Source organism: Caulobacter sp. SRI_014 (genome assembly GCF_057586315.1).
This window is the reverse complement of record NZ_JBYCZQ010000014.1, coordinates 35,776-56,610: the sequence shown is the minus strand read 5'-3', so window position 1 is coordinate 56,610 and position 20,835 is coordinate 35,776. Positions and strand designations below refer to the sequence as shown.

Annotated in this window: 22 protein-coding genes; 10 read left to right on the top strand and 12 right to left on the bottom strand. The window is 67.1% G+C overall.

What is annotated here, in order from left to right; genetic code table 11:
- Nucleotides 1–3: 3 nt before the first annotated feature.
- The 3 genes from AC2YG9_RS21300 to AC2YG9_RS21290 all read left to right on the top strand — a co-directional run bounded on the left by AC2YG9_RS21300 (nucleotide 4) and on the right by AC2YG9_RS21290 (nucleotide 2,015).
- A complete protein-coding gene (locus AC2YG9_RS21300; protein WP_487300008.1) occupies nucleotides 4–534 on the top strand; it encodes a hypothetical protein in 531 nt (176 codons plus the stop codon).
- 54 nt (nucleotides 535–588) lie between these two features.
- Entirely contained in the window at nucleotides 589–1,464 is an 876-nt protein-coding gene (locus AC2YG9_RS21295; RefSeq protein ID WP_487300007.1) for a 50S ribosomal protein L11 methyltransferase, read from the top strand.
- Between the two features lie 65 nt (nucleotides 1,465–1,529).
- Nucleotides 1,530–2,015, top strand: a complete 486-nt coding sequence (locus AC2YG9_RS21290; protein WP_487300006.1) for a hypothetical protein — start codon at nucleotides 1,530–1,532, stop codon at nucleotides 2,013–2,015.
- A 55-nt stretch (nucleotides 2,016–2,070) separates the two neighbouring features.
- Here the strand turns inward: AC2YG9_RS21290 and AC2YG9_RS21285 are convergent, their stop codons facing one another.
- Complete coding sequence (locus AC2YG9_RS21285; protein WP_487300005.1) at nucleotides 2,071–2,607, bottom strand: carbonic anhydrase; 537 nt, start codon at nucleotides 2,605–2,607, stop codon at nucleotides 2,071–2,073.
- 231 nt (nucleotides 2,608–2,838) lie between these two features.
- Between AC2YG9_RS21285 and AC2YG9_RS21280 the strand changes: the two genes are divergently transcribed.
- The 3 genes from AC2YG9_RS21280 to AC2YG9_RS21270 all read left to right on the top strand — a co-directional run bounded on the left by AC2YG9_RS21280 (nucleotide 2,839) and on the right by AC2YG9_RS21270 (nucleotide 6,346).
- Nucleotides 2,839–4,638, top strand: a complete 1,800-nt coding sequence (locus tag AC2YG9_RS21280; protein ID WP_487300004.1) for an aminopeptidase P family protein — start codon at nucleotides 2,839–2,841, stop codon at nucleotides 4,636–4,638.
- A gap of 223 nt (nucleotides 4,639–4,861) precedes the next feature.
- On the top strand, nucleotides 4,862–5,440 hold the full coding sequence (locus tag AC2YG9_RS21275) for a 3-keto-disaccharide hydrolase (RefSeq protein ID WP_487300003.1): 579 nt from the start codon (nucleotides 4,862–4,864) through the stop codon (nucleotides 5,438–5,440).
- A gap of 36 nt (nucleotides 5,441–5,476) precedes the next feature.
- Nucleotides 5,477–6,346 carry a hypothetical protein gene (locus tag AC2YG9_RS21270; protein WP_487300002.1) on the top strand — a complete coding sequence of 290 codons (870 nt, stop codon included), beginning with the start codon at nucleotides 5,477–5,479 and terminating at the stop codon, nucleotides 6,344–6,346.
- Here AC2YG9_RS21270 and AC2YG9_RS21265 read toward each other — a convergent pair.
- Together AC2YG9_RS21265 and AC2YG9_RS21260 are read right to left on the bottom strand one after the other, a co-directional pair.
- Complete coding sequence (locus AC2YG9_RS21265) at nucleotides 6,316–8,118, bottom strand: hypothetical protein (RefSeq protein ID WP_487300001.1); 1,803 nt, start codon at nucleotides 8,116–8,118, stop codon at nucleotides 6,316–6,318. The genes AC2YG9_RS21270 and AC2YG9_RS21265 overlap by 31 nt on opposite strands.
- Nucleotides 8,119–8,643: 525 nt before the next feature.
- Complete coding sequence (locus tag AC2YG9_RS21260; protein ID WP_487300000.1) at nucleotides 8,644–9,321, bottom strand: nitroreductase; 678 nt, start codon at nucleotides 9,319–9,321, stop codon at nucleotides 8,644–8,646.
- 146 nt (nucleotides 9,322–9,467) lie between these two features.
- Here AC2YG9_RS21260 and AC2YG9_RS21255 point away from each other — a divergent pair, with 146 nt between their 5' ends.
- Entirely contained in the window at nucleotides 9,468–10,031 is a 564-nt protein-coding gene (locus AC2YG9_RS21255; RefSeq protein WP_487299999.1) for a hypothetical protein, read from the top strand.
- A 60-nt stretch (nucleotides 10,032–10,091) separates the two neighbouring features.
- Here the strand turns inward: AC2YG9_RS21255 and AC2YG9_RS21250 are convergent, their stop codons facing one another.
- The 5 genes from AC2YG9_RS21250 to AC2YG9_RS21230 form a co-directional block, all read right to left on the bottom strand.
- A complete protein-coding gene (locus tag AC2YG9_RS21250; RefSeq protein WP_487299998.1) occupies nucleotides 10,092–11,237 on the bottom strand; it encodes an acyl-CoA dehydrogenase family protein in 1,146 nt (381 codons plus the stop codon).
- A gap of 52 nt (nucleotides 11,238–11,289) precedes the next feature.
- Complete coding sequence (locus AC2YG9_RS21245; RefSeq protein WP_487299997.1) at nucleotides 11,290–12,504, bottom strand: acyl-CoA dehydrogenase family protein; 1,215 nt, start codon at nucleotides 12,502–12,504, stop codon at nucleotides 11,290–11,292.
- Between the two features lie 101 nt (nucleotides 12,505–12,605).
- On the bottom strand, nucleotides 12,606–13,298 hold the full coding sequence (locus tag AC2YG9_RS21240; protein ID WP_487299996.1) for a TonB family protein: 693 nt from the start codon (nucleotides 13,296–13,298) through the stop codon (nucleotides 12,606–12,608).
- Nucleotides 13,295–13,948 carry a TonB family protein gene (locus tag AC2YG9_RS21235; RefSeq protein ID WP_487299995.1) on the bottom strand — a complete coding sequence of 218 codons (654 nt, stop codon included), beginning with the start codon at nucleotides 13,946–13,948 and terminating at the stop codon, nucleotides 13,295–13,297. The genes AC2YG9_RS21240 and AC2YG9_RS21235 overlap by 4 nt, the downstream gene beginning before the upstream one ends.
- 125 nt (nucleotides 13,949–14,073) lie before the next feature.
- Nucleotides 14,074–14,400, bottom strand: coding sequence for a hypothetical protein (locus AC2YG9_RS21230; protein ID WP_487299994.1), 327 nt, complete (start codon nucleotides 14,398–14,400; stop codon nucleotides 14,074–14,076).
- Nucleotides 14,401–14,605: 205 nt separating this feature from the next.
- On the opposite strand from AC2YG9_RS21230, the gene AC2YG9_RS21225 reads away from it, so the two are divergent.
- From AC2YG9_RS21225 to AC2YG9_RS21215, 3 genes are all read left to right on the top strand, one after another.
- Nucleotides 14,606–15,076: a PaaI family thioesterase gene (locus tag AC2YG9_RS21225; RefSeq protein ID WP_487299993.1), complete on the top strand. Its 471-nt coding sequence runs from the start codon at nucleotides 14,606–14,608 to the stop codon at nucleotides 15,074–15,076.
- Entirely contained in the window at nucleotides 15,073–15,306 is a 234-nt protein-coding gene (locus tag AC2YG9_RS21220) for a DUF1289 domain-containing protein (RefSeq protein WP_487299992.1), read from the top strand. Before AC2YG9_RS21225 ends, AC2YG9_RS21220 begins: the two co-directional genes overlap by 4 nt.
- Nucleotides 15,307–15,412: 106 nt before the next feature.
- A complete protein-coding gene (locus AC2YG9_RS21215; protein WP_487299991.1) occupies nucleotides 15,413–15,925 on the top strand; it encodes a TIGR02281 family clan AA aspartic protease in 513 nt (170 codons plus the stop codon).
- Nucleotides 15,926–16,004: 79 nt separating this feature from the next.
- On the opposite strand, the gene AC2YG9_RS21210 is transcribed toward AC2YG9_RS21215, so the two are convergent.
- The 4 genes from AC2YG9_RS21210 to AC2YG9_RS21195 form a co-directional block, all read right to left on the bottom strand.
- Nucleotides 16,005–17,789, bottom strand: coding sequence for a multicopper oxidase family protein (locus AC2YG9_RS21210; protein WP_487299990.1), 1,785 nt, complete (start codon nucleotides 17,787–17,789; stop codon nucleotides 16,005–16,007).
- Between the two features lie 13 nt (nucleotides 17,790–17,802).
- Complete coding sequence (locus AC2YG9_RS21205) at nucleotides 17,803–19,254, bottom strand: hypothetical protein (protein WP_487299989.1); 1,452 nt, start codon at nucleotides 19,252–19,254, stop codon at nucleotides 17,803–17,805.
- Between the two features lie 21 nt (nucleotides 19,255–19,275).
- Entirely contained in the window at nucleotides 19,276–20,241 is a 966-nt protein-coding gene (locus AC2YG9_RS21200) for a nucleoside hydrolase (RefSeq protein ID WP_487299988.1), read from the bottom strand.
- 126 nt (nucleotides 20,242–20,367) lie between these two features.
- Nucleotides 20,368–20,820 carry a group III truncated hemoglobin gene (locus AC2YG9_RS21195; RefSeq protein ID WP_487299987.1) on the bottom strand — a complete coding sequence of 151 codons (453 nt, stop codon included), beginning with the start codon at nucleotides 20,818–20,820 and terminating at the stop codon, nucleotides 20,368–20,370.
- Between the last annotated feature and the right edge of the window lie 15 nt (nucleotides 20,821–20,835).

Sequence of the window (20,835 nt, the reverse complement as noted above, 5' to 3'; positions counted from 1 at the left end):
GCGATGAAGTCAATGTTCTACGGTATCGCCGTCGCCACCATGGCCGGCCTCTGCGTTGGGGGCGTCCTGCGCCCGACCCTGGCCGAGGGCCGGATCGGCGGACCGCAGATCGCGTTGGGCGACACGGGCCGGGTGGCCTACGGCGACGCCGAGGCGGGGACCTCAAGCCACTACCCGTATGGCATTCCGGACTATGTGATCGGCACCGATCACCTCTACCAGCCGGTCGACTATGTCGCGACCAGCGACGCCTACATCGACACCGGTTGGCAGGACGCCCGGCCGGACCTGCCGGTGGTCGAGCCGGCCAGCTACACGCCGGCCACCTACAAGACCGCCAGCTACGACGTCACCGTCCATTACCCCAGCCAGGGCGGCGGCATTCTCGCGGGCCTGTCCAATGACGAGGCCCCCGCCGACCTTGGCCCCGAGGTCTTCGAGCCCGCCGACGCTCCGGCGGCCGCCATGGCCGCCTTCGAACGCGACGAGGCGGCGGCCAGCGGCGACACCTCGCGGGCCGTTCCCCAATCCTAGAGCAAACGTCATAGGTCATTGAGCGGCGGCGGTTTTCCGCTAAACCCCCGCCCCATGACCGAAATTGTCGACGACGCCGTCCAGATCATCGCCCGCGGCCCCCGCCTGGCCGCCGAGACGGCCGCCGAGGCCATGGACGACAACCCCCTGCTCGAGGGCGCCACCTACTCCATCCTCGAGGAAGACGAGGACCGGGGCGTGTGGCGCATCGACGCCTTCCCGGTCACCCAGGGCGAGGCCGACGAGATCCGCAAGGTTCTGGCCGGTTGGCCCGAGCTCAAGGTCGTCACCGAAGACCTCGCCGACGCCGACTGGCTGGCCATGTCGCTGTCGGGCCTGCCGCCCGTGCGCGAGGGCCGCTTCTTCGTCTTCGGCCTGCATGACAAGGGCCTGGCCCCGCTCAGCGCCGTGCAGCTGCGCATCGAGGCCGGCGCCGCCTTCGGCACCGGCCACCACGGCACCACGGCCGGCTGCCTGCGGGTGTTCAACGACCTGCTCAAGGGTCGCCGCTTCGGCAAGGTTCTGGACGTCGGGGCCGGCACCGGCGTGCTGGCCATCGCCGCAGCCCGCACCGGCAGCAAGCTGGCCGTCGGCACCGACATCGACCGGCCCTCGGTGCGGATCGCCGGAGAGAACGCCAGGGTCAACAGGTCCAACGCCCGCTTCGTCCATGCCTCGGGCCTGAACCACCGCCGCGTCGCCGCCACGGCCCCCTACGACCTGGTGTTCGCCAACATCCTGGCCCCGCCGCTGGTTTCCCTCGCCCAGGACATCAAGGGCGCCCTGAAGCCCGGCGGCATCGCCATCCTGTCGGGCCTGCTGCGCACCCAGGAACGGCGGGTGAAAGCCGCCTATCTGTCGCGCGGCTTCCGCCTCAAGCGCCGCCTCCATAGGGACGCCTGGGCCACGCTGGTGCTTGAAAAGGGTTAACACCGGAACCCGACTCACAGGCCCCCGTTCTGCTGTCATCAAGTTCAGCAGAACGAAGGCCAGTCATGACCTATCAACCCGGCGAACCCCGCGCCGTCTACGAGGAAACTCCGTTGCAGGCGGCACGAGAAGACGCGCGCATCGCGGCCCGGAGCAACAACACGACCGCCTGGATCGTGGCCGCCCTGATCGCGGTTGTCGCCATCATCGCGGTGGCCTTCATGGTCGCCAGCTCAAACCGCGAGACGGCTGTCACTCAGGAAGATCTGGCCATCGCCGCCGAGCAGGCCCGCGCCCAGGGCGCGCTTGAAGGCGCCCAGGCCGGCTACAACGCCGCCGCCACGCAAGCCCAGGTCCAGTCGAACCTGAACGCCCAGTCGAGCTACAACGCCCAGGCCGCCAACGCCCAGCTCGCCGCCGACCGCGCCGCCGCCGACGCTCGCGCCGCCGCCGCCGAGTCCCGGGCCGCGGCCGAACGCTCGCGCGCCCAGGCCGCCGAAGCCGCCGCCCGTGATCCGGTGATCATCGACGACACCGCGCCCCAGCAGTAGGCGGTCCGCAGAAGTGACCGAGAGGCCCGCGTCATCCGGCGCGGGCCTTTTGCTGTCAGACGACCTGCAGCACCTTGCCGTCCAGGCCCATCAAGCCGATCTCGACCTCCATGTGCGGATGCTTGGCCAAGATCGCCGAGCGCACAGCGTAGAGCTGGTTCACATGGCTCTTCAGCTCGGTCTCGGGGTCCTTCACCGCCGCCTCGCCGAGCACCAGCCTGTAGGCGCCGCAGTCCCGATGATCGAGGATGATGATCCGGTGGACCTCGTGCAGCTGCACCGCCAGGTCGATGTGGGTCATGAACACGTCCTTCCAGGCCGGGAACTTGTCGTTCAGCGCGCCCAGCGAGGCGCCGGCCAGGATGACGTGGTCGTATTTGTCCCGCAGGCCCCGCGCGTCCATGTAGGCGGTGACCTCATTGTCGAGGCGATAGTCCATGCAGGTCAGCAACAGCGCCTCGCAATGTCCGCCGGCATAGGCCGCGGCCGGCGCCATCGCCGCCAGCCCCACGGCCACCGCTCCGCCCAGCGCCGCCCGGCGGGTCACGACGGGCCAGCGGCCCAGGCTGTTGCAGTCACAAGTCATGGTCATCCCCCGATGTCTGGAACCCGACCCTTGGCGTGTTTTGGTTAGCGAGCCCTTATCACCGTCATCCCGGCCGCAGCGTGCAGCGCGAAGAACCGGGATCCAGGGGCCACATCCACCTCTGTTCGCTACTGTCCGTACATCGCCCCGTCCCTCCTGGGTCCCGGCTCTCCGCTTCGCTGCGGCCGGGATGACGGAGCATTTGCGCCAAACAGCACGCAGGCCTAAATCCTTGCCATGCGCCAGACCTTCGACGAATCCACCGACCCGACCTTCGGCTCCAGGCACGTGCCGCTGATCCGCGCCGCCATGGCCCAGATGGGCCTCGACGGCCTACTGGTCCCGCACGAGGACGAGCATCAGAACGAATACCTGCCGGCTGCCAACGACCGGCTGGCCTGGGCCACCGGATTCACCGGCTCGGCCGGTGCGGCGGTGATCATGAAGGACAAGGCCGCCGTCTTCGTCGACGGCCGCTACACCCTGCAGGTCCGCGAGCAGGTCGATCAGAACCTGTTCGAGATCCGCGACCTCGTCGAAGGCGGCGTCCCCGCCTACGTCGAGCTGCAGAAGGACGCGGTCATCGGCTACGACCCGCGCCTGCACAGCCCCGATGCCCTTAGCAGTCTGAAGAAGGCCGCCGACAAGGCCGGCGCAACCCTCAAGCCCGTCACCCCCAACCCGCTCGACAGCGCCTGGGGCGCCGAGCGTCCGGCCCAGCCCAAGGCCAAGGTCGTTCCCCAGCCCATCGAATACGCCGGCGAGGACAGCGCCGCCAAACGCGCCCGCATCGGCGAAAGCCTCAGGAAGCTCGGCGCCGACGCCGCCGTCCTGACCGCCCCGGCCTCGATCGCCTGGCTGTTCAACGTGCGCGGCGGCGACGTCATCCGCACGCCCCTGCCGCTCAGTCAGGCCGTGGTCCGCGCCGACGGCACGGCCCGCCTGTTCCTCGACCCGGACAAGGTGACCCCGGAGCTCCCCGCCTGGCTCGGCAACCAGGTCTCCCTCGAGACCCCCGAAGACCTCGAACCCGCCCTCGACAGCCTCAAGGGCCAGAAGGTGCTGGTCGATCCGGCCCAGTCCTCGGCCTGGTACTTCGACAAGCTGGGCGACGCGGTCATCCGCGGCATGGACCCCACCACCCTGCCCCGCGCCTGCAAGAACGAGGTCGAGATCGCCGGCACGCGCGAAGCCCACCGCCGCGACGGCGCCGCCCTGACCCGCTTCCTCCACTGGATCGCCACTGAAGGGCAGATCAACCCGCCCGACGAGAAGGAAGCCGTCGCCAAGCTCGAAAGCTTCCGCGAAGCCACCGGCGCCCTGCAGGACCTCAGCTTCGACACCATCGGCGCCGCCAACGGCCACGGCGCCCTGCCCCACTACCGCCCGACCGAGCGCTCCAACGAGCGCTGCGCCCCGGGCTCCCTCCTCCTCGTCGACAGCGGCGGCCAGTACCTGGACGGCACCACCGATGTGACCCGCACCATGGCCATCGGCGAGCCCACCGAGGAGATGAAGCGGCGAAACACCCTGGTCCTCAAAGGCCACCTGGCCCTGGCCCGCGCCCGCTTCCCGGCCGGCACCACCGGCAGCCAGCTCGACGCCTTCGCCCGCGCCGCCCTGTGGTCGGCAGGCCTCGACTACGACCACGGCACCGGACACGGCGTCGGGGTCTACCTCGGCGTCCACGAGGGCCCGCACCGCATCGCCAAGGCGCCGAACACCATCGCCCTGCAGCCCGGCATGATCGTCTCCAACGAGCCCGGCTACTACAAGAGCGGCGAGTACGGCATCCGCATCGAGAACCTGGAAGTGGTCATGCCGGCCGAGGACATCCCCGGCGGCGAACGCCCGATGCACCGCTTCGAGGCCCTGACCCTGGCCCCCATCGACAAGCGGCTGGTCGTCCTCGACATGCTGACCGACGTCGAGCGCACCCAGTTCAACACCTACCACGCCCGCGTCCTGGCCGAGGTCGGCCCGCTGGTCGACGGCGAGGCCGGCGAATGGCTGAAGGACGCCTGCGCGCCGCTGTAGCAACAACACCCGTCATCCCGGACGGCCGCAGGCCGATCCGGGACCCAGGGAGGGACAGCGCGCGACAGGCGACGGTGCCGATCACATTGCTGAACCTCCTGGGTCCCGGCTCTGCGCTGCACTGCGGCCGGGATGACGGAATGAGTTGGTTCGAGAGGCAGAGGCGCCAGGCGGTTGCCAGTCCCGCGCCCGACAGACAAGCTACGCGGGACAGGGGAACGGCATGATCCACAGACGCGACCTGATGCTCGGCCTGGCCGCGACGTGCCTGGCGAGCCCTGCCTTGGCGACGAACACCTTCAAGCCCCTGTTGAACGGCCATGACCTGACTGGCTGGAGCAAGATCGGCGACGCCAACTGGCGCGTGGAGGACGGCATCGTCTGCGCCGACGCCGGCCCGATGAGCTTCCTGGTGTCCGACGGCAGCTTCCGCGACTTCGGCCTTCGGGCCGAGGTCTGGGTCAGCCCGGAGGCCAATTCCGGAATCTTCATCCGCTGCGCCGACCGCCAGGCGATCAACCCGGCGACGGGCTATGAGGTCAACCTCTTCGACACCCGCCCCGACCCCAGCTACGGCACCGGGGCCATCGTCGATGTCGCCAAGGTCTCTCCGATGCCCAGGGCCGGCGGCCGCTGGAACCTGCTGGAGATCCGCGCCTGGCGGGACGAACTGTCGGTGACCCTCAACGGTCAGAAGACTGTCGACGCCGTGCGCGATGGGGCCCATGCGGACGGCGCCATCGCCCTGCAGTACGGTTCCGGCGTCGTGAAATTCCGCAAGCTGGAACTTCTGCCCCTTTAGCCCCACCGCCACTCATCCCGCCCAGCGAGTCCCTTCGTGTTCCTCTCGTCGCGCTTTGCCCGCCTGCTCGCCGCCTTCGCCCTCCTGTCGCTCGCTACGGTCGCCGTCGGCATCGCGGTCTGCATGGCCAGCGGCGTTCCGGCCAGCCTTGCCCTACGCAACCTGGCCGCCTGGGTGATCGGCGCCGTCCTGGGCTGCGCCCTGGCCTTCAAAGGCCAGCGCAGCCTCCTGCCCGTATTCCTGTGGCTGCTGCCGGCCGGGATGCTGGCCGGCTTTCTCAGCCCGGACCTCCAGGGCGTCCACCGCTGGCTGGCGCTCGGGCCGGTGCAGGCCAACATCGCCATGCTCTTCGGCCCCGCCGCCATCGTCGCCTTCGCCGCCCGCAGCGACGTCTACCCGGCCAGTTCCTGGATCGCCCTGCTTGCCGCCCTGGCCCTGACCATCGCCCAGCCCGACGCTTCGCAAGCGGCCACCCTGACTGCCGTGGCCCTTCTGGCGGGATTGCTCATGCCGGCCCGGCCCGCCATCCGCCTGATCCTCGCCGCGGTCGCACTTGGCGCGGCGGTCTGGGCAGGACTGCGCCCCGATCCGCTCGCCCCGGTTCCAGAGGTCGAAGGCATCGTCGGCCTGGCCTTCAGCCAGTCCCCTCCGCTCGGCCTCCTCGCCACGGCCCTGCTGACGCTGACCGTCGCCAGCCCCGGGCTCGGCGCCGCGCCGGGTTTCCGCCTTCCCGGCCTGGCGCTCGGTCTGTGCTTCCTGGGTTGGTCAATCGCGCCCTTACTGGGCGCCTTCCCCGTGCCCTTCCTCGGCCTCGGTCCAAGCCCCATCATCGGGGCCTGGCTCGGCGTCGGGCTGCTGGCCTCCCAACTGCGGCCTCAGCGCGCCCCGGCGTCCACCGCCGCATAGCTGAACAGTCGGAACCGGTAGCGCTGCTGGGCCCGGATGTTCGCCGCGATCTTGCCGTGCAGGGCCTCGTCCCAGGTTCCCCACTTGCCGATGAAGGCCTCGGCAGCCGCCTTGTCGCCGCCGACCTGCAGGGCCAGCACCGCCTTCAACAGGTCCGCCACGGCGGCGTGGTAGCGGCCATAGTCGATCGACATCTTCGCCGTCGCCGGATCGAAGCTCAGCACCTTGCGGTCGAGGAACCAGTTCCACTGCATCAGCTGCATCATGTTGTAGGGCTGCTCGCGCCTGGGCTTGTTGTTCTGCAGGCAGCGCAGGATGCCGCTGGCGTACAGCGCCCGCTGCTGTTCGGCGGCGTAGTAGCCGCGCTTCGTCAGCTCCTCGCTGACGAACAGCGAGACGAGGTCGGCCTTCATCTCCTCCAGCAGACTGGCGTCGGCCCCCAGCGCATCGGCGAACTGGCCGCCGTCCTTGGTCAGGTCGGGGCCCAGGTAGTGGCCAACCTCGTGCCAGAGGGTGCGGTAGAAGTTGGCGTCCGACGTCAGATGCCCCGCATAGGGCTGGGCCATCGCCGCCCCGAAGGTGTCGCCGCTGCCTTTGAAGATGTCCGGATTGCGCATGATGTTGACGCGCAGAAGGATGATGCTGCCGTAGCGCTCGACCAGATAGGCCTCGTTGGGCAGGTTGGTCGCCGTATTGGCCCCGCGCGACTGGCCGAAGTCGGCGATCACGTCATAGACCCCGACCGGAATGTCCTCCTGCACCTTCTTGTGCTGCGGCGTCGGCAGGCTGTCCTCCAGCGCCTGGATTCCGCTCATCGCCTTGCGCAGCGCCGCCCCCTCGGCGTTGCGGGTGGCCAGCAGGCTGAAGCTGTAGAAGGCCCGCGTCCCGGCCAGCTCATCGTCATAGCTCTCATAGGCGCCGATCTGGGCGTTGAGGTTCTTGAACCGCCCCTTCAGCCAGGCGGCGTCGCCGGACTCGTAGTCGTCGCTCAACAGGTCGCGCGAGCGGTTGCGCAGGTATTTGGCGAAGGCCCAGTCGTCGGCCTCGACCGCGTCGGCCGCCTCGTTCATCAGGGCGTGGGCGCGGATCATCTCGTCGGCGAAGGCGACCGAATAGGGCGCGGCGTACAGCACCTTCGGGTCCGGCCTGCGGCTCAGCCGCTCCAGCCGCGCGCGCAGCCCCGGATGCAGGGTGTCGAGCACCGGATAACGCTTCAGCTTGCCCAGGTCGCGCAGCAGGGTCGGCCTGTCGGCCCGGCGGACCACCGAACGCTCATGGGTCAGAGCCGCCTTCTCGCCCGGATGGCCGGCGAGGTAGGCGTCGAACTCGGCCTTGGTCAGGTCCCAGGGATAGACGTTCTTGCCGGCCGGCGCGTCGTCGATGGCGACGAAGGGCGCGCGCTTGTTCTCCAGCGTCGTGGCGATCGGCCCCTGGAACACCCGGTAGAGGGTCGCCAGATCGCGGCCATGGGCGTCGGTGCGCAAGCCCAGCGCGGCGCGCACCTGCAGGGCGGCGCGATGCCGCTGCAGCTCGTAGACATCCTGGAAGATGGCCCCGACCTGCAACAGCTTGCGGACCGCCGCCTGCTCGCCGGCTGACAGGTGGCCAAGGTCCGGCGCCAGGGTCAGCGACTGGGTCTTGTCGAGGATGGCCTTGGCCTGCTCGGGCGTCCATTCGACCGGCGCGGTCTGGGCGAAGACACGCGGGGCGGCGGCGAGCGCCACAGCTGATGCAGACAGGGCGATGGCCGAACGGCGAGAGACTGAAATCATGATGCTTCCCAACGATGTGGCCGCACCATATCAGCGCCGCCCCGCGAAGAAAGGCGGGAGCCCGCCCGGCGCAGGGTGGGGATTGGGCCGGACGGGCGTCGATGGCGCGCGGGCCTGGGTCGGGCGTTTGAGCCCCGCGTCACCGCCCGCGGGCAAACTACACCTCAAACTGGCGATTCGCTCGTATAAGTTGTGATTCTCGATCAATATGTCTAGACATATTCATCGAGGCGGAACCTTGGGCAGGTAGAATGGCCCCAAGCGCCCACGCCAAGGCCATGCACGACCGAAAGCCGGCAATTCAGCCTGTCCCCTCGGCATCTTCCGCGTAGGCGCGGAGGCCTCGCAACATCGCAACATTCCCCGCCCCGGCGCCTACGCCGCATCAACGCCGGCGCCAACCTTCACAGCCTCGACCACAACCAGGTTGTCACGCAAGTTCAGAGACTTACTGCCGGCGCCCCTCTTTGCAACGCCGGAGCGTGGTATAATCGTTGACCGCTTCGGCAAGGCTCGGGCCGCGCCTCAGTCCTCGAACCCCATAAAGACCGCCGCCTCATCGACGCTCTTGCGCTCGGAGACTACCGCGTTGGCCGGGAAATCGTCGTCCGGCCAACCCATGGCCACGCAGGTCATGATCACCTGATCGTCGGGAATGGCCGCATGCTCGCGGACCACCGGCGATTGCATGATGCCCTGGCTGTTTATCACGCAGCCGAGCCCCCGCGACCAGGCCGCGTTGACCAGGGCGTTGGCCACGCCCCCGCAGTCGAAGGGACCGATATCGCCGCCATGGATGGAGCGGTCGTAGGTGATCACGATGGACACCGGCGCATCGAACTGCCGAAAGCCGCGCAGCACCCAGTCCATCCGCGCCTCCTTGTCGTCGCGGGCGATGCCCATGGCGGCGAACAGCTGCTTGGCGATGCCGATCTGGCGCTCGCGGTGGACCCCGACGTATTCGCCGTGATTGCGGAACTCGCGGCTGTGCGGCACGCCCGCCAGGTTGCGCTCGGTGTTGCCGGCCCGGATGCGATCCAGCGGCTCGCCGGTCAGGACGTAGAAATTCCAGGGCTGGGTGTTCAGCGAGGTGGGGGCCCGCATGGCCATCTCCAGAACCTCGCGGATCAGGGCCTTGGGCACCGGTTTGCGCTGGTAGCCGCGGATGCTGCGGCGGCCTCGGACGACCTCTTCGTAGTTCATTCCCATCCCCTGGATACGGCTTTTGCTCACTCTGCCTATCTGCCCCTGCGGAAGTCGAATGAGATCGTTTTCAGCGATTGCTCACCTCGTCCTCATGCCGCTCACCCGGCCGGGGCCTAAGCCAGGGGTCATCGCAAGGAGGCGTCATGACCGACAACACTGAACCCACCCGTTTCAAATTTCCCTGGCGCATCGCCTGCTGGGGCGCCCTGGCCGTGCTGCTGTCGCTGCCCGCCATCCTGAAGTTTCCCTGGACCCCGAGTGACTTCGTCTTCGCCGGCATCATCCTCGGCGGCGCCGGCCTGGTCGTCGAGATCATCGTCTGGGCCTCCAGCAGCCTCTCCTACCGCCTCGGCGGCCTGATCGCCCTGCTGGCCTGCGTCGGCCTCGTCTGGGTCAACGGCGCCGTCGGCTTCCTCGGCAATGAGGACAACCCGGCCAACCTGATGTTCCTGGGCGTCATCGTCATCGCGGTGGTCGGGACGGTCGTCGTCCGCTTCAAGGCCAGGGGCCTCTCCAGGGTCATCGGCCTGGCGGCCATCGCCCAGGTCATCGTCGGCATCGTCGGCTATTCCGCCGGCTGGGCCAGCCCCGGGATCGCGGGCCTGCAGGAAGTTGCTGTCGGCACCACGCTGTTCGGCTCCATGTGGCTGATCTCCGCCGCCCTCTTCCACCACGCGGCCCAGGACGAGGCCAAGGCTCAGGCGTAACGAAAAGGGCCCGGCCGCTGCGAAGCGACCGGGCCCAATTTCAGTTCAGAGACTTGAGGCTCAGGCGGCCTTGCCGAAGCTCAGGGTCTCGTAGCGGCGCAGGTGATGGTCGACCGAGCCATACAGCCCCTCGATCATCGTCGCGCGCTTGAAGTAATGGCCGACGGCCAGTTCCTCGGTCATGCCCATGCCGCCGTGGATCTGGATGGCGTTCTGGCCGACGAACTTGCAGGCCTTGCCGATCTGCACCTTGGCGGCCGAGACGGCCTTGGCCCGCTCCGCGTCGCTCTCGTCGAGCTTCAGGGTGGCCATGTAGGTCATCGACACCGACTGCTCGACGTTCATGAACATGTCGACCATCCGGTGCTGCAGCACCTGGAAGTTGGCGATGGCGGTGCCGAACTGCTTGCGCTGGCGGGCGTAGTCGAGGGTCTGCTCATGCATCTTGCGCATGGCGCCGACGGCCTCGGCGCAGGCGGCGGCCGCGGCCTCGTCCAGCACCTTGTTGACCAGACCCAGGCCCTTGCCCTCTTCGCCGATCAGGGCCGAAGCCGGGACCGACACATTCTCGAGATAGACTTCCGAGGCGCGCTGGCCATCGACGGTCGGGTAGTCGCGGGTAACGACGCCCTTGCTGTCTTTCGGCAGGATGAACACCGAGATGCCGGCCTCATCGCGCTGGCCGCCGCCGGTGCGGGCGGTGACGATCAGGTGGCTGGCCCAGGGGGCGCCGATGACGACCGCCTTGTGGCCGTTCAGCACGTAACCGTCGCCTTCCTTCTTGGCGGTGGTCTTCACATCGGCCCAGTTGTAGCGGGCCTGCGGCTCGGCGTAACCGAAGGCGATGGTGACCTTGCCCTCGATGATGCCGCCGATCAGATCGGCCGCGCCGGCGTAGCCCGAGTGCTTCAGGAAGCCGCCGCCGATCACCACGGTGCCGAGGTAGGGCTCGACCACGAGGGCTTTGCCGAACTCTTCCATGACGATCATGTTCTCGATGGCGCCGCCGCCCAGACCGCCCAGCTCTTCAGAGAAGGGGGCGCCCAGGATGCCCAGTTCATTGGCGAAGGCTTCCCAGATCTCCGGGCTCCAGCCGCTCTCGGACTTGATCAGCTTCTGGCGCTTTTCGAAGTCGTACTTGTCCTGGAGAAAGCTGGCGACCGTGTCGCGCAGCATCGATTGCTCTTCGGAGAAATTGAAGTCCATCGGGCGTCCCTACTGATGCGTTTCGCTGTGCTTGTTCTGGTTGGTCCGAAGCCTAAAGGCCCAGAACCATCTTGGCGATGATGTTGCGCTGGATTTCGTTCGACCCGCCGTAGATCGAGGTCTTGCGGGTGTTGAAGTAGTTGGGCGCCGTGCGGTGGGCGCTCTCCGGCCCGATCGGATGGGCGTTGTCGCCATCGCCGGGGAAGCCGCGGAAATAGGGCGAGGCGTAGTGGCCCGCCGCTTCCAGAGCCAGCTCGGTCAGACGCTGCTGGATCTCGGTCCCCTTGATCTTCAGCAGCGAGGATTCCGGCCCCGGACCCTTGCCGGCGCTTTCCGACGCCAGCACGCGCAGCTCGGTGTACTCGAGCGCCGTCAGGTCGATCTCCAGCTCGGCGACCTTGCGCTTGAAGTCGGCGTCCTTCAGCAGATTGTCGCCGTCGTCGCCGAACTCGACCGAAGCCATCTCGCGCACCCGCTCGACGCCGCGCTTGGAGCGCGCCACGCCGGCGATGCCCGAGCGTTCGTGAGCCAGCAGGAACTTGGCGCAGGTCCAGCCCTTGTTCTCCTCGAACACACGGTTCTCGACCGGAACCTTGACGTTCTCCAGCCAGACCTCGTTGACCTCATGGCCGCCGTCGATGGTGATGATCGGGCGCACGGTGATGCCCGGGCTCTTCATGTCGATCAGCAGGAAGCTGATGCCTTCCTGGATCTTGGCTTCCGGATTGGTGCGGACCAGGAAGAAGCCCCAGTCGGCGTGCTGCGCCAGCGTCGTCCAGGTCTTCTGGCCGTTGACGATGTAGTACTCCTTGCCGTCGTCACCGGTGACGCGCTCGGCCTTGGTCTTCAGCGAAGCCAGGTCCGACCCGGCGCCCGGCTCGGAGTACCCCTGACACCACCACTCCTCGCCGTTGTAGATCTTCGGCAGGTAGCGGTCCTTCTGCTCCTGGGTGCCGAAGGTGTAGATCACCGGCGCCACCATGGCGACGCCGAAGGGCAGGATCGGAATCGCATCGGCCCGGGCCATTTCCTCGCCGAACAGGTACTTCTGGGTCGAGGTCCAGCCGCAGCCGCCCCACTCCTTGGGCCACGACGGCGCAACCCAGCCCTTCTTGGCCAGGATCTTGTGCCAGGAGAGGAAGTCCTCCTTGCTCAGGTCCTCGCCATCCGACGACTTGGCCCGCAGCTCGGCGGGGTAGTTTTCGGCCACGAAGGCGCGGACCTCGTCGCGGAAGGCGAGATCTTCGGGCGAGAAATCGAGATTCATCAGGGGCTCCCGGCGCGGCTCTGAAAGGCCGTGTTCTAGTCGGGCGCGATCATAAAAGCCAAACGCTTGTTTGGAAAGATGACGCTTGCGTCAACGGAAGTCTAAAGTGGGATCAAGCACGGCTGGGCGTATTCATCGATACGCTCCAACCTTGACCAGGTCTCCTCGTCCGCGGCCAACGCGACGCGCTGATCCTCGGCCTTTTGCTCAGGGGCAATACGCTCGGCCCTGGCCCGGCTGTCGAACAGGCGCACGGTCGGCCCCAGATTCGCGGTTGATAGCGGATCACCGGGAAACAGCTTCAGCCTCAGACGATGGACCATCAGGCAGTGGGCCGCCCCCGCGTAGGTCTGCGGCGGCGCATCCCCATCCGGCGGCAGGAACCGCAACGGAATGCGGACCACGCCGCCTGAGACGGGAACCCCGTCATCGATCAGCGGCGTCATCTGGAATCTCCGCGACATGCGCAAGGCGGCGACGCCGAACCCCCAGCCGTCAGGCGTCTGCGAAAGGACGGCGCATTGCCTCACAGCGCCGGACACGTGAACAAGGCACTCCAAAGTCGCCTGCCCGCCCAGACCGATCGTCGCGGCCCGCTCAGGATAGTGGCGAGAGAAGTCCTCGCCCGTTGGCCGCACCTTCCAGGTCGGTCGCACGACGACCGGCCCTTTCAACCGGTACGGCGTCATCGGCTCGACCCGGAGCTCGATCGCGGGCGCCGGCGGGATGGGCGTCGGCGTCGGCGTGACCTCCTGTACCGCCAGCAAACCCAGAATGACCATCAAGCCGATCATTTCTGCGGCTTCGAGAACGCCTCGGCGGCGCCTTCAGGCATCGCGCAGTCAACGGGGCGCGCACTGGTATCGGCCGTCTGGCGCGCGGCCGACATGGCCGACTCGACCCGGGTCACGCTCCAGCCCTCCATCTGTGCACCGACCAGGCTGGCCATACCGAAGATCGTGGCGCCGGCCCGGACGTCCGAATTGTCCGGTTCGACAGAAGAGCGGGCCGCATAGTAGCCGTAGCAGGCCAGGGACTGGCTCAGGGAGGGCATGCCCTCGAAGTCGCCGCCCTCATCCGGCGGCGTGAAACTGATCGGAATGATCACGGTCGCCCCGCCGACCGGCATTCCGTCAACCGTCTGCGGCTTCATCCGGAACTTGCTCGACAGCAGGATCGCGGCAACGCCGAAGTCGTACTCCTTCGGCTCCTCCTCGATCACCGCGCAGCCGGTCAGGTAGCCGTCCGCCTTGACCTCGCAGCGCAGCTTGACCTTGGCGGAGACCCGCTCCTCGAGCGCGCGGGCTGGGTAGTACAGACTGACGTCGTCGCCGCTCGGCCGCTGGATCCAGTCCGGCTTGGTGACGACGGGATTGGGAGTCGGCTTGATCGCCTTGGGCGACTCCGCAGCCATAGCCAGAGTCATCAAAACAACAGCGAACATGCATCCCCCGAACTCAACCAGCCAACGCTAGCGGACGCTGCGCCCGCAACACCACAAAAAAGAGCGCCCCGTCTGGGGAGACGGGGCGCCAAGGGGCTCTGGGTGCTCGATAGAGGAGTGCGAAATTATCCTTCCACGCCGAAGGCCTGGCAGGCGCCGTTTCGCTCGGCGATGAGTTCGGCCTTCCGCGTCGAGTCGGCCTTGCTGGCTTCGACCTGCGCGTCGTCCTGGGCGTTCATGGCCTTGTCGATGATCCAGTCGGCGCGGCCGCGCTTGTTGGCCTTGATCACCGCATCGACACCCTTGGTGTCGACGCCGTCGGCCTTGGCCAGGCCCTTGCAGCGGGCGGCCTTGACGAACTGGGAGTCGCTCAGGCGTTCGGCCGGCTGGGCCGAAACAGCGGTGGCGCCGGCGAAGGCCAGCAGAGTGGCGGAGATCAGCAGGGTCTTCATGGTTCGCTCCCGTCAGTGGTTGAATTCGATGACTGGAGCGTGCGCCGCGAACACCGTATTCGCAAATTAAACTCTTGAAAGACTCTGAGTATGACAGAGATTTCATATCTAAACTTGTTGTAATCCTCCGGGCGAAATCATGGCGCCTTCTTGACGCATTCGTCACACTTGCCAGCGCGCCGCCGGACCGCGATCCTTGAGGCCGATGACCGACCTCTCGCCAGACATCACCGGCCCGGGCCTGGGCGCCCTGAAGATGGACGCCGCCGCGCTCAACGACTTTCTGCAGCGGGCCTTCCCGCACAATGATCCCGACGCCATGGTCAAGGTGATCAAGGTCGACCCGGGCATCGTCACCCTGGCCATGCCGACCAGTGAGCGGCATCACCGGCCGGGCGCGGTCATTTCCGGTCCCACCCTGATGAGCCTTGCCGACAGCGCCGCCTACACCCTGATCCTGGCCCATATCGGCGAGGTCGCGATGGCGGTGACCACCTCACTCAACATCCACTTCCTGCGGCCCTGCAAACCCGGTCGGCTGATGGCCGAGGGCCGGCTGCTGCGCCTCGGCCGCCGGATCGCCACCGTCGACGTGCTGATGTGGACCGAAGGCCCTGACCGGGCCGCCGCCAAGGCCACTGTCGCCTACGCCATCCCCGAAGGAGCTGTCTCGTGAGTACGCCCGGTCCCCCGTGGGGCAGCCCGCCCAAGGCCATCACCACCCCTTGCGTGAAGGTCTGCATCGTCGATCCGGAGAGCAACCTCTGCCTCGGCTGCTTCCGCACCCTGAACGAGATCGGCGGCTGGGCCCGGTTCAGCGAAGACGAACGCGCCGCCCTGATGACTGAGCTGCCGACCCGCCGCTCGCGCATTCGGCCGGAGAAGCTGGGAATCTTCACCGCCTGATTTCCGTGGCCGGGATTCACCGTATGCAAACCCTGACCCCTTAAAACCCTCGTCAACGGATCGCCTTGGAGCGGCCCGACGAAGCCAAAAGGGCGGGGTGTCATCGATGTTGAAGTTCGCAGCCGTTGTGCTGGTGGGAGCGTTGTCGGCCGTTGGCGCGGCCGGCGCCGTGGTCAACTTCGACCCGACCCAGACGTTCGGCCAGCCGGCCAACGCCCAGCTGGCGGTGGCGCCTGTCGCCGCCTCCTCCGCCGCGCCCGCCCAGGTGACCAAGGCCGCCGACGGCCACTACTGGGCCACCGCCGACGTCAACGGCAGCGCAGTGCGTTTCCTGGTCGACACCGGAGCCACTGCCGTGGCCCTGACCGCGAATGACGCGAAACGTCTGGGCCTCGATCTGACCAAGCTGACCTACGGCGTGCCGGTGACCACTGCCGACGGCAAGACCATGGCGGCCCAGGTCAAGCTGCGCAGCGTCACCATCGCCGGCGCCCGGGTCGAGAACGTCGACGCCCTGGTCCTTCAGACCGGCCTCGAAACCAGCCTGCTCGGCATGAGCTACCTCGGCCGCCTGTCCTCCTTCGAGGCCACGCGCACGGCGCTGATCCTCAAGCCCTGAACCGCCCCAAAAGAACGCCATCCTTCGGCGCGCGGGGGCGGGCCGAAGAATGGCGCAGGCGGGAAGATGTCGTGATCCCCTAGTGGTGATCCTGCTTGTGGGCCGTCGCCGGATCCACGATCAGGAAGTTCTGCATCATGCCCGTGTCTTCATGGGGCAGGATGTGACAGTGGAAGACGCTCTTCCCGACCCATTCGACGAACTTCATCCGGATCACCACCGTCGTCTTCGCCGCCACCCAGATGGTGTCCATGAAGGTGCCCGGCGGCTGCGCCACCCCGTTGATCGAGATCACCTCGAATGAGTCCACGTGGATATGGAACGGGTGCCCCTCGGTCCCGCCGTGGTGCGGCCCCTCGACGACCAGATGCCATTCCTCGCAGGTATCGCGCTCGACGATTACCGGGACGGCCCGTTCCTCGTACTGCATGTTGTTGATCAGGAAATCGATGCCGACCACCGGGTTCAGCACGCCGGGGAAGGTCCCGCCGAACTGGATGGTGCGGATGGTCTTGATTTCCTCGGGCTTGATCAGCGGGTAGTTGCGCTCCTGCCTGGGCAGCTTCGTGGGAAGCCCCATCTTCTTCGTCTTCTTGGTGATCTCGATCTCACAGATCGTCTTCTGGGCGCTGTGCAGGAACTGCTGCCCCTGGGCCAGCTGCATGATCTTGTAGACGCCGGGCTTGTTGATGCCCTGGATCAGGAACTCGGCCCGGTTGGCCGGCGCCAGCAGCACCTGCCCGTCGCCGGTCATCTTGTCATAGACCGGGATCGTCCGGACCTCGCTGAAGTTCACCCCGTCCAGCGCGATCAGGTGCATCTCGTGCCCCTGCACCACGATGGGCATCAGGTTGTCCGAGCAGGCGTTCAGCATCCGGAACCGCACCACCTCGCCCTGGGCGATCTGGTAGCGCTGGACCGGCATCTGGGCCGGGGTCGGGCTGGTCGGGTTGGCCTGGTTGTGGGTTTCCTTGAAGAAGGCCTTGCCGTTCAGCAGGTAGTAGCGGAGCGGATAGTCCCCGGTCGTGAACCCGCAGGTCAGATCGGTCTTGCCCGGCTGGCCGGTCTTGGGGTCGTAGATGGTGACGTTGCCGCCGAAGGTCTGCCAGATCGCGTTCTGCCTGGGGTCGTAGCAGTAGAGCGGCGACGGATCGGTGGCCTTGGAGTCGTTGCTGACGAACAGGCCGATGTCCTGCAGGGCCAGCAGGATATCGCGCGCCGCCTTGATTTCGTGCACCTCGTCGATGTCGCCCTTGACGATCAGGGGGCCGGCCATGCCGCTGACCGCCTGCACCGCGGTCGAGCCGTGGTGGTGCGGGTGGTACCAGTAGAGGCCCGGCGGCTGGTCGTCAGGGATCTGGAACGGGTATTCCTTGGACTCGCCGGGATGGATCGAGATCATCTCGGCCAGCGGGTTGGAGGTGCCCAGTGGCTCGAACAGGTGCGGCCGCACATCCAGCCCGTGAGTATGCAGGTTGGTCGAGTTGATGGCGTGCGGCACGTTGTGATTGCCGTTCCAGCCCTTTGAATCATAGGGCGGCATGTCGTTGACCACCTTGATGTTCAACAGCTGCCCCGGCCTGGTGGTGATCAGTGGCCCCGGCACCTGGCCGTTGTAGGCCCGCAGCCGGGCGCGGACGCCGCCCGTGCCCTCCAGCTTTGGATCGCCATAGTCCCCCTTGGGTCCAGCGAAGTTGGGCTGGTCCAGATAGGCGCAGGTCAGGGTGATGTCCTGACGGTCGCCCCGGGGCTCTTGCTCGGGCCTCTCGGCCCCCGCGGCGGTCGTCGCCGCGGAAGCCGCGGCTGTGGCGAGGGCGACGCCGGTCGCGCCCTCGAACAGCTGTCTGCGGGAAATGCCTGTCATGGAATCCTCCCGTCTACGGCTTGGGGTTCACGCAGGCGGCGGGTTTGCCGACCGTCTTGAACTGGCCGTAGCTCTGGTAGGCCACTTCCATCTGCAGCGAGGTGTCCAGCGACATGGCATTCGGATACTTGCCGCCGCCGAACGACTGGGGCGCGGGCTGGTTCTGGAAGTAGCCGGCGTTGTCCAGCGAGTAGGCCGTGCACAGCCCCGAGAAGCCGAACGACGGCGGAACGTTCGTCCCCATCACCGACTGGACCCCGTCCTTGGCCGCATAGGCGCTGCCGTGGCAGCTCATGCAGGACGACTGCGGATTGTCGACCGGACCGGCCAGACGGCCCTCGCAGCCCATGTGCTGGTACATGCCCATGTTCGGATTGGCGACCGACTGCTGCAACGGCTGGCTGTCGCCTTTCGGCACCGCCGGGAAGGTCCAGGGATCGGCTCCCCACTGCACGCCCAAGGGCACCAGACGGTCCCAGAAGGTCGCGCCCTCCTTGTCGCCGTTGTAGGCGTAGGTGCCGTAGACCCAGCCGGTCGGCGAGCGGCGATCGACCACGGCGACGTCGATCTGCACGATGCGGGTTTCCTGCACCTTGCGCTCGCACATGTACTCCTTGCTGACCGGGTCGAGGACGTGGCGGTTGACCGTCCACACCGGCGAATTCTTCAGGAAGGGCACGCAGTCGACCGGCGCGGTCGTCGTCAGCACCTTCATCACCGCCGTGCCGTCCGGGAACGGCAGGCCGGCGGGCATGTCGGCGCCCATGAACTTGCCCGTCTTGGGCACGCCGTCCTTCGGGATCGACTTGCCGAGGGCATAGCCGCCCTGCGGGTTGTAGTAGCCGACCGACCAGGTCTCGAACCCGTTGGGGTACAGTTTCTTGCAGTCGGCGGTCATGTTCGGGAAGAAGTGCGCGCCCCCGATGGAGACCTCATCGTCCGGGATCTCCTTGCCGTCCGGCCCAACCAGGTCCTGCAGGTGGGCGGTGCGCTCGTTGGTCGTCCCGTGGCGGTATTCACGCCCGACGGTCGGGTCGTAGGCCATCCAGGGCACGTTGAACCAGCGGGTCTTGCCGCCGACCTCGGTCTTCCAACCGACGTTGTCGGCCAGGTTCGGGTCCTGATCCTGCTTCACGTACTTGAGGATCAGGTCGATGTACTCGGCCCATTTTCCCTCGGTCCAGGCGTTGGGATTGGGCTTGGCCGGGAACTCGGGGATGAAGTCGACATCCAGCTTCAGCCAAGAGCACTCAGGGCATTCCCCGGCCTCCTTGGGATAGTTGACGCTGAGCTTGAAATTGCCCGTCGAGCCTTCTGGCGGCGTATCGACCGAGTTTCGGAAGGCCAGATCCGCGGCCGAACCGGCCTTGGGCTTTTCGGGCCCCTTGCTGCAGCTCATGACGGCCAGCACCGCCATGCTGAGCGCGGCGCCGATGGCCGCTGCCTTTGTCAGTTTGAAGGTCATGTGAAATCCCCTCCCCGAGGATCAGGCCGAACGGGCCAGGCCGTTGGTGACGTAGTCGTAGAAGCCGGGTTGATCGGCGAAGCTGAGATAGAGGTCGTGGACCGGCCGTCCCTTGGCCGTCGCCGCCTGCATCCACCCCTGCTCGAAGCCCCATCGCACGACGCCAAGCGGGCTGCCGGTCGGCGCCGAATAGAGCTGCGGCGCGTCCAGGAAGACCGTCGAGGTCACGTTCCACATGTCGTAGAACGGCTCATCCGAGACCAGGCTGTAGGCCTGATAAGCGAACGCCGAGAAGGTATCGGTCGCCCCCTGCGTCTGCAGGGTGGTCATGAAGGCTTCCGTGATCTTGGCCGTGTCGGTGATATCCAGCGGGAAGACGGCGATGGACGGCAGGGTCGCCAGGGCGTCGTCAGCCGCGAAGGGGTCCCAGAAGACGTTCCATTCGGCGTGCTTGTTGGCGATCTGCGGCGGGATGGTCGTCGGATCGAGGTTGCCCGGCACGGCCCAGGCGCCGCCCATCCAGACGACCTTGCCGATCCCTTTGGCCAGTAGCGGGTCCTTCTCCAGCACCGTCGTCAGTGGCGTAAAGCCGGTGGTTAGCAGCACGGTGACCAGATTGCCGCTCGCCGCCCCCTGCCGAAGGACCTCGGCCAGGATGTCGTCACCGGACGGCGGGTTCAGTTCCGAAACCGTCGACTTGTACGGCTTCAGGATGTCGATCCCGGCCAGGCTGATGCAGTCGCTGCGGTAGGGCCAGGGAAAGGCGTTCCAGCCCCGGGCGCTGCTCAGCCCCAGCGGCAGATCGGGCTTGCCCATGAACTGGTTGACCTGCGAGGCCACATCCAGCCCCGGCTGCGGCACGCAGTCGGCGGCGGCGATGATCACCGCCTTGAGCTCGTATTGGCTCATCGACTGGATCAGCAGCGTCGCGACGAAATCGTCGATGGCGGCGTCGTGAATGAAAACCAGCGGCGTGGTGTCGGTCATGCGGCCTCCCTGGAATTGAGGAAACGTTATGATCGATTTCCGAGTCATACAACTTGAAATAGTATTATTCGGCGAACGCCGTCGCTTGCGGGTCAGCCGCCCGCCGTGATCCGGTCAGATCGGCGTCTAATTCTGCAGCCGCACCGGCGGCAGCTCACCCCGGCTCACCGCCAGACCCATCTCGAAACTGCGGCCGATCATCCGTGCGCGCTCGATGAACATCGCGGCCGCCGCTGGCGGGCAGACCTCCAATGCGGTTCTCTCGAACAGCCCCAGCCAGCGGGGGAAATGCTCAGGCCTGATATCGGGCAGCCGGTTGTGGGCCTGCATGGGGCGGCCCTGGAACCGGCCGGTCGCCAGCATGATCGAAGACCAGAAATCACACAGCTTGGCCAGGTGCGCGTCCCAGCTCTCGCCGATGGCCCGCTCGAACACCGGCCCCAGGACCGGCTCCTGCCGGACCCGGGCGTAGAAAGCGTGGACGAGGGTCCGGATCATCGCCTCGTCGATGCCGACCGCGACGCCGGGGCCAAGTCGCGGTCCGGGTCCGCGCGGATGGTCTTCTGGTCTATCGGCCATGGCGGTGAAGTAGGC

Coding starts and splice junctions, on each gene's coding strand:
- AC2YG9_RS21285 (WP_487300005.1), bottom strand. CDS start 2,607: ATGACCATGACTTGTGACTGCAACAGCCTGGGCCGCTGGCCCGTCGTG.
- AC2YG9_RS21200 (WP_487299988.1), bottom strand. CDS start 20,241: ATGACCGACACCACGCCGCTGGTTTTCATTCACGACGCCGCCATCGAC.
- AC2YG9_RS21245 (WP_487299997.1), bottom strand. CDS start 12,504: ATGAATCTCGATTTCTCGCCCGAAGATCTCGCCTTCCGCGACGAGGTC.
- AC2YG9_RS21265 (WP_487300001.1), bottom strand. CDS start 8,118: ATGATTTCAGTCTCTCGCCGTTCGGCCATCGCCCTGTCTGCATCAGCT.
- AC2YG9_RS21195 (WP_487299987.1), bottom strand. CDS start 20,820: ATGGCCGATAGACCAGAAGACCATCCGCGCGGACCCGGACCGCGACTT.
- AC2YG9_RS21235 (WP_487299995.1), bottom strand. CDS start 13,948: ATGTTCGCTGTTGTTTTGATGACTCTGGCTATGGCTGCGGAGTCGCCC.
- AC2YG9_RS21205 (WP_487299989.1), bottom strand. CDS start 19,254: ATGACCTTCAAACTGACAAAGGCAGCGGCCATCGGCGCCGCGCTCAGC.
- AC2YG9_RS21275 (WP_487300003.1), top strand. CDS start 4,862: ATGATCCACAGACGCGACCTGATGCTCGGCCTGGCCGCGACGTGCCTG.
- AC2YG9_RS21215 (WP_487299991.1), top strand. CDS start 15,413: ATGTTGAAGTTCGCAGCCGTTGTGCTGGTGGGAGCGTTGTCGGCCGTT.
- AC2YG9_RS21300 (WP_487300008.1), top strand. CDS start 4: ATGAAGTCAATGTTCTACGGTATCGCCGTCGCCACCATGGCCGGCCTC.
- AC2YG9_RS21240 (WP_487299996.1), bottom strand. CDS start 13,298: ATGATCGGCTTGATGGTCATTCTGGGTTTGCTGGCGGTACAGGAGGTC.
- AC2YG9_RS21255 (WP_487299999.1), top strand. CDS start 9,468: ATGACCGACAACACTGAACCCACCCGTTTCAAATTTCCCTGGCGCATC.
- AC2YG9_RS21295 (WP_487300007.1), top strand. CDS start 589: ATGACCGAAATTGTCGACGACGCCGTCCAGATCATCGCCCGCGGCCCC.
- AC2YG9_RS21250 (WP_487299998.1), bottom strand. CDS start 11,237: ATGGACTTCAATTTCTCCGAAGAGCAATCGATGCTGCGCGACACGGTC.
- AC2YG9_RS21290 (WP_487300006.1), top strand. CDS start 1,530: ATGACCTATCAACCCGGCGAACCCCGCGCCGTCTACGAGGAAACTCCG.
- AC2YG9_RS21260 (WP_487300000.1), bottom strand. CDS start 9,321: ATGAACTACGAAGAGGTCGTCCGAGGCCGCCGCAGCATCCGCGGCTAC.
- AC2YG9_RS21280 (WP_487300004.1), top strand. CDS start 2,839: ATGCGCCAGACCTTCGACGAATCCACCGACCCGACCTTCGGCTCCAGG.
- AC2YG9_RS21210 (WP_487299990.1), bottom strand. CDS start 17,789: ATGACAGGCATTTCCCGCAGACAGCTGTTCGAGGGCGCGACCGGCGTC.
- AC2YG9_RS21225 (WP_487299993.1), top strand. CDS start 14,606: ATGACCGACCTCTCGCCAGACATCACCGGCCCGGGCCTGGGCGCCCTG.
- AC2YG9_RS21230 (WP_487299994.1), bottom strand. CDS start 14,400: ATGAAGACCCTGCTGATCTCCGCCACTCTGCTGGCCTTCGCCGGCGCC.